Origin of the sequence: Shewanella sp. KX20019 (assembly GCF_016757755.1) — a bacterium.
In the GTDB taxonomy this organism is placed as follows: Bacteria; Pseudomonadota; Gammaproteobacteria; order Enterobacterales; family Shewanellaceae; genus Shewanella.
Map to the genome: position 1 here is coordinate 2,418,748 of NZ_CP068437.1, position 10,761 is coordinate 2,429,508.

Consider the following 10,761-nt stretch of genomic DNA (forward strand, 5'->3'; position numbering starts at 1 on the left):
ATATTGATATTGGTGACACTAGAGCAAGAGCAACTCAATTTACATCACCTCTGACATGATTTTCCGCTGTAATACGGTCATAGTTAACAAACTACTGCTTAAGTCTGCTACGGCTAAATTAGTGAAATCGAGTTTTACGTTTAACGCTATCGCTTTAATCCTCTGCCGTATTGATAAATATTAGCTAAACTAAAATAGAAACAAACGAATAGGGGAAGATAATGGATTCAATAAATGTAAAAGAACATATGGATCGCCATCCAGTCATGCTTACACCTTCGATGTCTATAGCGACAGCTGTAGAAAAGCTGCTAACAAACAATAAGTTAGGTGCTCCCGTCGTCGACGACGGTAAACTCGTGGGTTTCTTATCTCAACAAGATTGCTTAGCTGTCATGCTCAAAAGTAGTTACCATTGCGATTTAATCGCGATCGTTAAAGATTGTATGCGAACTGAGGTTTTGTCGGTAGAGCCCAATAGTAGTGTGTTGGCTTTAGCTGAACAAATGCTAGGCCCCAAACCAAAAGTTTATCCCGTGGTTGATAATGGCAAAGTGGTAGGCACTATTAATCGAACGAATGTTCTCGCGGCAATAAATACCTATATGCAACAGTGTTATTTAACGCCTGCCTAATGAAAGTATTTTTATGTCAGCTATACCACTGAAGTGCGTTCCTTGTTAGGATCAACCTCTTTGATTTTGGCCATGGAATTTGCACTTGAGTTCGCAACAGCATCACCTATCTAACGCATTTTTAAGACACTGTTATGAAGCCGACGCCGCACAGATTAGGCGTCGTCTATTTAGGCTACGTAAAGAGCCTGATTCAGAAAAGAAAACTGCAACGTTAGATTCTCTAGAGCAGCTCGCGCTAGCCTCTCGCAAAAAAGTTGAGCTTCGCCTTGCGAACCGCCCAAAAGTGACCTTTCCTGAAAACTTACCTGTATCGCAAAAACGTGATGAAATTGCCACCGCAATTGCCGGTAATCAAGTGGTCATCATTGCCGGTGAAACGGGTTCGGGTAAAACTACACAGTTGCCAAAAATCTGTTTAGAACTTGGTTTGGGTACCCGTGGTTTAATTGGTCATACTCAGCCTCGTCGACTTGCCGCTCGAAGTGTTGCTACGCGCATTGCAGAAGAGATGAACACACCACTGGGTGAAGCTGTCGGTTTTAAAGTTCGCTTTGCCGATGCGATAAAACCAGAGTCCTACATCAAGTTAATGACAGACGGGATCCTGTTAGCGGAATTAACTTCAGATAAATTACTTAACCAATATGACGCGATTATTATTGATGAAGCGCATGAGCGTAGCCTTAATATCGACTTCATTTTGGGTTATCTGAAGAATGTTTTAAAGAAACGCCCTGATCTAAAAGTGATTATTACCTCAGCCACCATTGATGTTGAACGATTTTCACAACACTTTAACGGCGCCCCAGTGATTGAAGTATCGGGTCGAACTTATCCGGTTGAAACGCGCTATCGGTCATTGGTAAAAGATAGTGATGAAGATTTAGATCTCATGGACGGCATTTTTGCAGCTACCGACGAACTGATCAATGAAGGTCTTGGTGACATTCTTATCTTTATGAATGGTGAGCGGGAGATCCGTGATGTTGCCGAGCAGCTTAATCGCCGTCAATACCGAGATACTGAAATTCTGCCCCTGTACGCCAGACTTTCCTATGGGGAGCAGTCAAAAGTCTTTAAGAGTCATGTTGGCAGACGAATCGTTTTGGCCACAAATGTCGCTGAAACCTCACTTACTGTGCCCGGTATTCGTTATGTCATCGATCCCGGTACGGCACGCATTAGTCGCTATAGTTATCGTACTAAAGTGCAGCGTTTACCGATTGAAGCTATTTCTCAGGCGAGTGCCAATCAGCGCCAAGGCCGCTGTGGTCGTGTGGCTCCTGGGATCTGTATTAGGCTTTACAGCGAGGATGATTTTACCTCTCGCCCTGAGTTTACCGATCCTGAGATCTTACGCACCAATCTAGCATCAGTTATCTTAAAAATGTTGGCGATTGGACTGGGAGATATCGAAGGATTCCCGTTTATTCAGCCACCTGATGCGCGTTACATTCGTGATGGTTTTATGTTGCTAGAAGAGCTACAAGCCGTAAGCATGAAGAAAGGTCAGGTTAATCTTACGTCATTAGGCAGACAACTTGCCCATATTCCTGTAGATCCGCGTCTGGCACGGATGGTAATACAAGCACAAAAAAATGGCTGCTTACACGAAGCATTAGTGATCACCTCGGCTTTATCAATTCAAGACCCGCGTGAACGTCCAATGGACAAGAAACAAGCGGCCGATGAGGCTCACAACCGTTTTAGCGATAAAGACTCAGATTTTGTATCTTTTTTGAACCTGTGGGATTTTTTAAAACAAAGTCAGAGAGAGCTCTCGAGTAATCAATTTAGAAAACAATGTAAGGCAGATTTTTTAGCATACTTGCGTGTACGTGAATGGCAAGATCTCTACGCACAGCTTAGACAAGCGACTCATGAACTAAAGTGGAAGCTTAACGACACTAGTGCCGAAGTGAATTATGAATTACTGCACAAGTCATTGCTCACCGGATTATTAAGCCATATTGGTTTTAAAGATAAAGACAGAGAATACCTTGGTGCCCGTAATAGTAAGTTCTTTGTTTTTCCTGGTTCTCCTCTAGCCAAGAAAGGACCCAAATGGCTTATGGCGGCAGAGTTGACTGAAACGTCGCGTTTATTCGCCCGTTGCTGCGCTAAAATTGAACCTGAATGGATAGAGCCGCTAGCAGAACATTTGCTGAAAAAAAGCTACATAGAGCCCCATTTTGAATCTAAACAGGGTTCGGTTGTTGCACTAGAGAACCAAATTCTTTATGGCTTACAAATCGTCAATCGTCGTAAGGTTCAATATGGGCCGATTGAGCCAGTTGAAGCCCGTGACATCTTTATCCGCTCAGCACTTGCTGAAGGGGAGTTAAGAACCAACGAAGCATTCTTTATCAATAATCAAAAGTTATTGTTAGATATTGAATCACTTGAACATAAATCTCGTCGCCGCGATATCTTAGTCGATGAGCAAGCGCTGTTTCATTTCTACGAGCCTAAAATACCGGCCGATATTTACAACGCCCCTAAATTTATAAAGTGGTGGAAAAAGGCTAAACAACAACATCCAGATCTACTCGACTTTGAACGCGAAGCGTTAATGCAGCGCAGTAGCGATCACGTATCGGCATTGGATTTTCCTGAAAAATGGCATAAGGGCAATTTGACCCTCACGGTTAGTTACCATTTTGAACCGTCGTCGGCAGACGACGGCGTATCGGTGCATATTCCAGTGGCATTGATCAATCAGGTCGACGATGTTGACTTTGACTGGATAGTCCCAGGACTGCGCGAAGAAAAGTGTATTGCACTGATTAAGTCATTGCCGAAAACTTTGCGTAGAAACTTTGTCCCTGCTCCTGATTACGCTAAAGCATGTTTACAAGCGATTACGCCATTTGAGCTGCCTCTTCTTGATGCCATGTGTAAGCAGTTGCTGAGAATGAGTGGCGTGCGAATATCGCCTGAGGACTTTGATGAGACCCAGTTAGCACAGCATCTGTTGGTTAACTTTCAAATCGAAGGTGATAGAGGCAAGTTATTAACTCAAGGGCGTATTCTCGAACCGCTCAAAGCAAGTATGCAGGGACAAGTCGTGCAAGCTATTCGTGAAGTTGCTGACTCGGGGATAGAACAAAAAGGGCTGCAGAGTTGGACATTTGGCAACCTGCCAAAACTGTTTGAACAGAAAAAAGGTAACTTTGAAGTTAAGGCATTTCCAGCGCTTGTGGATGATAAAACCAGTGTTTCGATCAAATTATTTGATGATGAATATGAAGCGCAGAAACAGCATCGAATCGGTTTGCAACGTTTACTGCTTATCAATATTCCTTCACCGGTAAAGCATTTGCAAAAGTCATTACCCAATAAAGCCAAACTGGCGATGTATTTTAATCCGTTCGGGCAGGTTCAGATCCTCATCGATGATATATTATCAGCGGCAGTACAACAGCTTATTGATGAAGAGGGGATCGACATCCGCTCTGAGACTCAGTTTGACCAAGCAAGAGATTTAGTCAGACAAGAGCTCAACCCTACTGCTGAAAAATTAGCATTGAAGGTAGAAGAAGTACTCACTATCTACAATCGCATTAAAAAGCGTCTCAAAGGTAAGATTAGCTTAGATATCGCTTTTGCGATGAGTGATATTCAAAGCCAACTGGACCAGTTAGTCTTTAAAGGGTTTGTGCAGCAGTGTGGATGGCATCGATTAAGCGATATCATTCGTTACTTGAAAGGCATAGAGAACCGTTTAGAAAAGCTGCCTATTGATCCAAACCGTGACCGCTTGCATATGCACAGTATCAATAAAGTGCAAGAGGTCTTAGAGGGACAGATGGCTAAGCTGCCCAAGTCGATGCCAGTTCCTGACGTGCTGGTAGAAGCCCGTTGGATGATCGAAGAGTATCGAGTGTCCTGTTTTGCTCAAATACTCGGTACAGCTTACCCAATATCTGAAAAGCGTATTCTCAACCAGGTCGCACAGGTTTAATCTTAGTCACCATTGTAATGATAAAGACGCACGGATTATGCCGTGCGTTTTTATATCCACCACGCACCGTCTTTCTTTTTGTCACTATTGTTTGCTAAATAGTTCCATTACTTATTGCTCTCTGTAATGCCTCAAAATCGCCATATCAATTTATGCTGCTTATTTAGGATAAGGTTATATACTTTGTGTTGAATAAACATTGTGCATATCACATCAGCGAGCGAACATTTATGGCACTACAATTTACTAGACACGATAGGGAGCTGCATAGATTTTTACAATCGTGAACCATAAGCAATGCTTTTCTGATTTGAAATGGTGCCCACCAAAAATCACGTAGTACCTCTTTGTGAATATTTTGTTTGAAAAATAGCATTTGCTGATTGATATTTATCCACTCATAACCCATTGTTTAGAGTGTTCTTAATAGCTTAAAGGGTGTTTTGCAGGGGTTTTAATCTATCCAGTTGATTAGGAAGGGTGATTTAGGTTTTTTTCATGGAAAAAGGATGATCTAGATCAACCTGCGGTTGGCTTTACCAAAAGTAGGTATGTAACAACCAGATAGAGAGCTGTTATCATCTGCACTAAGTTAAATGCGTGTTAATTAAGGCTCTAATAAGACTGTCATTTGATGTTGTTCACCGTTGTTTAAGTCGCTCTTTATTGATCGCTAACCGCACAATATTTTATAGAAGCAACTTACCAACCATTGCTGAAGATCGCTGGCAAAGCAGAAATACAAAATAGCATCCAGTGCATAGTTAGCGTGTAGCGTCCAATTTCGCTCTATTTTGTAAATGGACAACATGACGAAAGAACAGTAGCTAGACACGACTGTAATGGATGAGGGTTAGCTCAATGAAGTTAACCAGATAAAATCATTTCAACTTTATTACTCAGATAGATAAGGAACGCACCCATGTCGTTACCTGAGGCACATATCTCAAGCTTGCTTGTACAAGTTAGCCCAGAGCACTTAAATACAACGAAAAAGCTGATAGAAGATTTTGAGGAAGCCGAAATTTATGGCGTCAGTGAAGTCGGCAAAATCGTTGTGGTATTAGAGACTCAAACAGAAGGCTTTATTACTGACGTTATTGAAAAAATAAATGATATGCCAGGTGTACTTGGTGCAACCATGGTTTATCACCAAATTGATATCGAACCGAATAACAACAATCTAACCCCCGATACCAGCTATAGTGTTAGCGAGGAACAAGTATGAAAATGTCTAGACGTGAGTTTATCAAAGCAAATGCTGCGGCTTCAGCTGCGGCGCTTGCTGGTGTTACTCTTCCGGCCACTGCAACGAACTTAATCGCATCAAGCAATGAGTCAAAAATACATTGGGATAAAGCGCCTTGCCGTTTCTGTGGTACAGGTTGCTCTGTACTTGTTGGTACTCAGGAAGGTAAAGTTGTTGCCACCCAAGGTGATCCAGAAGCGCCAGTCAATAAGGGCCTTAATTGTATTAAGGGTTACTTTCTTTCAAAAATCATGTACGGCAATGATCGCTTAACTCAGCCGCTACTACGCCAAACTAACGGCAAATTTGATAAGAACGGTGATTTTGCGCCAGTAAGTTGGGATCAAGCCTTTGATATCATGGCTGACAAGTGGAAAGCGGCATTAAAAGAAAAAGGGCCTACCAGCGTCGGTATGTTTGGCTCTGGCCAGTGGACTGTAATGGAAGGCTATGCTGCTTCTAAGATGATGAAAGCAGGTTTCCGCTCTAATAACATCGACCCCAATGCGCGTCACTGTATGGCCTCTGCTGTGGGTGGCTTTATGCGTAGCTTTGGTATTGATGAGCCGATGGGCTGTTATGATGATTTCGAAGAAGCCGATGCCTTTGTGTTATGGGGCTCAAATATGGCTGAGATGCACCCGATTTTATGGTCTCGCATCACCGACCGTCGCTTAAGTCATCCCCATGTGAAAGTGAACGTATTATCAACCTATTATCACCGTTCATTTGAACTTGCTGATCAGGGTTATATCTTTGAGCCACAAACCGATCTTGCAATTGCCAACTTTATTGCTAACTACATCATCGAAAATGATGCGGTAAACTGGGATTTCGTTACTAAGCATACCCACTTCAAGCAAGCTACTACCGATATTGGTTATGGTTTAAGGGATGAGCATCCACTGCAGAAAGCGGCAGCTAACCCCAACGTAGGTAAAATACATTCAATTGATTTTGAACAGTACAAAAAATCAGTTGCACCATATACGCTTGAAAAAACAGCTGAAATGACAGGTCTAGGTGAAGATAAACTGATCACTCTGGCTAAGCAGTTTGCTGATCCTAAGATTAAGGTGATGTCACTTTGGACCATGGGTATGAACCAACACACTCGTGGTGTGTGGATGAACTCGCTGGTTTATAACATCCATCTATTAGTGGGTAAAATATCAACTCCAGGTAATGGACCATTTTCACTTACTGGCCAACCATCTGCCTGTGGTACAGCGCGTGAAGTGGGTACATTCTCGCACCGTTTACCAGCAGATATGGTTGTTGCCAACCCTAAGCACCGTAAACTTGCTGAGAAGCTATGGAAGATCCCTGAAGGCACGATTCCACCAAAGCCTGGGTTCCATGCAGTAGTGCAAGACCGTAAGCTAAACGATGGTGTGCTAAATGCGTATTGGACCATGTGTAATAACAATATGCAGGCTGGTCCAAACATCAATCAAGAGCGCTTACCAGGCTTTAGAAATCCTGACAACTTTATTGTCTGTTCAGATCCATACCCAACTGTTACAGCACAAGCTGCTGACCTTATCTTACCGACTGCGATGTGGGTAGAGAAAGAGGGTGCTTATGGTAACGCTGAGCGTCGTACTCAGGTTTGGTATCAACAGGTTAAAGCACCTGGTGAGGCTAAATCAGATCTATGGCAGATTATGGAATTTGCAAAACGCTTCAAAATTGAAGAGGTGTGGAGTGAAGAGCTGTTAGCTAAGATGCCAGAAGTACGTGGTAAGAATATGTGCGAAGTGCTATTTGAAAATGGCCAAGTCGATAAGTTCCCACTGTCTGAAGCGCAAGAGCTTAATGATGATGCAAAAGACCAAGGCTACTATGTTCAAAAAGGTCTATTTGAAGAGTATGCAAGCTTTGGACGTGGACATGGTCATGACTTAGCCCCATACGATCGCTACCATCAAGAGCGTGGTTTACGCTGGCCTGTAGTAGATGGTAAAGAGACAAAATGGCGCTTTAAAGAAGGCGATGATCCTTATGTTGGCAAAGGCAAAGGGTTTGAATTCTATGGCAAGCCAGATGGCAAAGCATGGATAATCTCGGCACCTTACGAGGCGCCACCAGAGTCTCCAGATGAAGAGTTCCCTCTATGGTTATGTACTGGTCGTGTACTTGAACATTGGCATACAGGAACCATGACACGTCGTGTACCTGAGCTTTATAAGGCAGTACCTGATGGACTTTGTTACATGCATCCAGATGATGCTAAGTCTCATGGTGTACGCCGTGGTGATGAAGTGTTAATGAGTAACAAACGTGGTGATATTCGTGTGCGTGTCGAGACTCGAGGCCGTAACCGTCCACCAAAAGGTTTGGTATTTGTACCATTCTTCGATGCACGTATCTTAATTAATAAACTGATTTTAGATGCAACCGATCCGTTATCGAAACAGACAGACTATAAAAAGTGTCCTGTTAAAATTACTAAAATAGCATAAGGCAGGGTTACGATGAAAAAATCAATTTTATTGACGTTGAGCATTTCCTTAACTCTGATCAGTGGTTCTGCTTTCAGTGAGGAACGAGGCATCGGTGGCGTTGAATCTTTACGCGGCACTGCTGAGTTAGAGGTCACAAGAGCTGCAGATCCTATGAAGAAAGTACCGCGAGATCAGGTGGATATTGAAAGTAGTTATGTCTTTCAGCCACCACTGATCCCGCATCACATTAGAAGCTATGAAGTCTCATTAAATGCTAACAAATGCTTGTCATGCCATGGTTGGAAAAATGCTAAGCAGATGGGTGCGACTAAAATTAGTGTGACTCATTTCACTAACCGAAATGATGAAGTGTTGGCTGATGTTTCTCCTAGACGCTACTTTTGCCTACAGTGTCACGTGACTCAAGCAGATGCGAAGCCGTTAGTGGGTAGCTCCTTCGAACGTGTTCAGTCACTGCAAAAATAAAATAGGCAGGTAATAATATGAAATTGATTATTAATGCCTTAAAAGGCTTTTGGAACATATTGAGGCGGCCCAGTAAAGCCGCTGTAGGTATCGTTTTATTTATGGGTTTTGCAGGTGGACTCATGTTTTGGGGTGCATTTAACACCGGTATGGAAGCGACAAACACTGAAGAGTTTTGTTCTGGATGTCACGCCCCAATAGTGGCCGAAATTCAAGAAACGATTCACTACGCTAACCGCTCTGGTGTTCGTGCTATCTGTTCAGATTGTCACGTACCTCATGCTTGGAGTGATAAAATAATACGAAAAGTTCAGGCTTCTAAAGAGTTGTTTGCATTTTTTGTGACTAAAACCATTAACACACCTGAGAAGTTTAAAGAGCGACGAGCTCATTTAGCCGAAAGGGAGTGGGCGAGAATGAAGAAGAACGACTCTTTAGAGTGTCGTAACTGTCATAACTTTGAATTTATGGACTTCTCTGAGCAGAGCCCGCGTAGTGTTAGACAGCACTCTACAGCGCTTGCAAGTGGTGAAAAAACCTGTGTGGATTGCCATAAAGGTATCGCCCATAGACTGCCAGATATGCACCAAGTTGAAGGTTGGCAATAAGGAGCCATTATGAGTACATTAGAGAATGTTATATGGCATGTCCTTGGTTACAGCGCCATGCCGGTTATTATACTTGCTGGTTTTACCGTGGTTGCAGTTGCTTCGATTTGGATTTTGTCCAAAACCGCTGACAAGTAAGCCTTAAGAGCAAGATGCGAAGGTCAGATACTGCTGTACTGACCATTGCAGGACAAGAGAAATGAATCAAAAAAGCCTGACTTAAATTAAGTCAGGCTTTTTTATAACTACTGTTCAGCTCCAAGTTACTGTTTTAGTTATATCATGGATATCAGCATCTTGAATCTACGCCCAGCGTAACGGATCAAAGCCTAGGATTTATCAACTTCGATGTTACTTGAGAGAAACTCAGCGAAGCTGTCACCGTGGTTTTGCAACATCTTGGGAAACATAGAAATAGGGGTTAAACCTGGAAATGTATTTATCTCATTTAATAGCACTTCGCCATCATCGGTTAAGAAAAAATCTATTCGAGACAAGTGTCTTAGCTTCATCCCCTTGAAAACGCTGATGGCGTATTTTCGGATCAAGTCGCTGATATCAATTGGAATATCAGCAACGATATGAGTTTGTGCTTGGCTGTTCGCTGCATACTTTTCATCAAATGTGTAAAAGTTATTACTTGAACAGACAACTTCGCCTGGTACCGTTGCGACCACATTGCCTGCAATTTCATATACGGCGACCTCTAACTCTCTCGCACGAATGGTTTTTTCGACAATGACGTAATCGGAAAAATTAAAAGCTTCAGCTAAAGTCGATTCAACATCATCAAGGCTATCTACACGGTAGCAACCGACGGATGAACCTTGTGAAGCTGCTTTAACAAAAACACTGCCCCATTGCCTAAATGCTTCAGAGACTTGCTTCACGGTTAACTCAGAAAGTTCGCTTAAAAATAGGTAGGGTGTATTTGGAATATTTAGCGCACTAAACCACATCTTAGCGGTGATTTTATTAAAACAGTTGCGACTTGCTTCTGCCTTACAGCCAAAATAGGGAAGATTGATTAATTCAAAATATGATTGAATGTCACCGGTTTCACCGGGAAAACCATGAATACAAGGAATGGCATAATCAACGTCCCATGGAGCCTTATCTTGCTCTTCAAAACGGATCTGTCTGCGGTTATTTAACTCACAGTTTTCGCCCGCTGCGGTGCGATAATGACCCTCAGCATCGAGTTCAACACGAAGCACATTAAAGTGAGGCTGTGTTGCTAACGAAGATTCAAAGTAGTTAGCTGATAATAGTGAAATAGCATGTTCATCACCGCCGCCACCACATAGAAGTAAAATATTCGTCGTACCCATTTAATCTCCGCTCGTTACTCGATAAAAATTTGCAGACT

At 42.6% G+C, this 10,761-nt stretch carries 8 protein-coding genes; 7 read left to right on the plus strand and 1 reads right to left on the minus strand.

The features are described 5' to 3' along the window. Nucleotides 1-221 precede the first annotated feature (221 nt). The 7 genes from JK628_RS10610 to JK628_RS10640 all read left to right on the plus strand — a co-directional run bounded on the left by JK628_RS10610 (nucleotide 222) and on the right by JK628_RS10640 (nucleotide 9,530). Nucleotides 222-635 carry a CBS domain-containing protein gene (locus tag JK628_RS10610; protein WP_202289431.1) on the plus strand — a complete coding sequence of 138 codons (414 nt, stop codon included), beginning with the start codon at nucleotides 222-224 and terminating at the stop codon, nucleotides 633-635. A gap of 85 nt (nucleotides 636-720) precedes the next feature. After that, nucleotides 721-4,602: an ATP-dependent RNA helicase HrpA gene (gene hrpA / locus JK628_RS10615; RefSeq protein ID WP_202289432.1), complete on the plus strand. Its 3,882-nt coding sequence runs from the start codon at nucleotides 721-723 to the stop codon at nucleotides 4,600-4,602. A 922-nt stretch (nucleotides 4,603-5,524) separates the two neighbouring features. Further along, entirely contained in the window at nucleotides 5,525-5,830 is a 306-nt protein-coding gene (locus JK628_RS10620; RefSeq protein WP_202289433.1) for a chaperone NapD, read from the plus strand. Continuing rightward, nucleotides 5,827-8,316 (plus strand): periplasmic nitrate reductase subunit alpha, encoded by a 2,490-nt coding sequence (napA, locus tag JK628_RS10625; protein WP_202289434.1) that lies wholly within the window; start codon nucleotides 5,827-5,829, stop codon nucleotides 8,314-8,316. The genes JK628_RS10620 and napA overlap by 4 nt, the downstream gene beginning before the upstream one ends. Nucleotides 8,317-8,328: 12 nt before the next feature. Beyond that, entirely contained in the window at nucleotides 8,329-8,784 is a 456-nt protein-coding gene (locus tag JK628_RS10630; RefSeq protein WP_202289435.1) for a nitrate reductase cytochrome c-type subunit, read from the plus strand. Between the two features lie 17 nt (nucleotides 8,785-8,801). After that, nucleotides 8,802-9,392 (plus strand): NapC/NirT family cytochrome c, encoded by a 591-nt coding sequence (locus JK628_RS10635; protein ID WP_202289436.1) that lies wholly within the window; start codon nucleotides 8,802-8,804, stop codon nucleotides 9,390-9,392. 9 nt (nucleotides 9,393-9,401) lie between these two features. Then, nucleotides 9,402-9,530: a TIGR02808 family protein gene (locus JK628_RS10640; protein ID WP_202289437.1), complete on the plus strand. Its 129-nt coding sequence runs from the start codon at nucleotides 9,402-9,404 to the stop codon at nucleotides 9,528-9,530. 191 nt (nucleotides 9,531-9,721) lie between these two features. On the opposite strand, the gene JK628_RS10645 is transcribed toward JK628_RS10640, so the two are convergent. Continuing rightward, entirely contained in the window at nucleotides 9,722-10,723 is a 1,002-nt protein-coding gene (locus JK628_RS10645) for a D-alanine--D-alanine ligase (RefSeq protein ID WP_202289438.1), read from the minus strand. Nucleotides 10,724-10,761: the final 38 nt, after the last annotated feature.

Excerpts from the sequence above, each read along its gene's own strand:
- JK628_RS10645 (WP_202289438.1), bottom strand. The coding sequence starts at position 10,723 with ATGGGTACGACGAATATTTTACTTCTATGTGGTGGCGGCGGTGATGAA.
- napA (WP_202289434.1), top strand. The coding sequence starts at position 5,827 with ATGAAAATGTCTAGACGTGAGTTTATCAAAGCAAATGCTGCGGCTTCA.
- JK628_RS10630 (WP_202289435.1), top strand. The coding sequence starts at position 8,329 with ATGAAAAAATCAATTTTATTGACGTTGAGCATTTCCTTAACTCTGATC.
- JK628_RS10640 (WP_202289437.1), top strand. The coding sequence starts at position 9,402 with ATGAGTACATTAGAGAATGTTATATGGCATGTCCTTGGTTACAGCGCC.
- JK628_RS10620 (WP_202289433.1), top strand. The coding sequence starts at position 5,525 with ATGTCGTTACCTGAGGCACATATCTCAAGCTTGCTTGTACAAGTTAGC.
- JK628_RS10635 (WP_202289436.1), top strand. The coding sequence starts at position 8,802 with ATGAAATTGATTATTAATGCCTTAAAAGGCTTTTGGAACATATTGAGG.
- JK628_RS10610 (WP_202289431.1), top strand. The coding sequence starts at position 222 with ATGGATTCAATAAATGTAAAAGAACATATGGATCGCCATCCAGTCATG.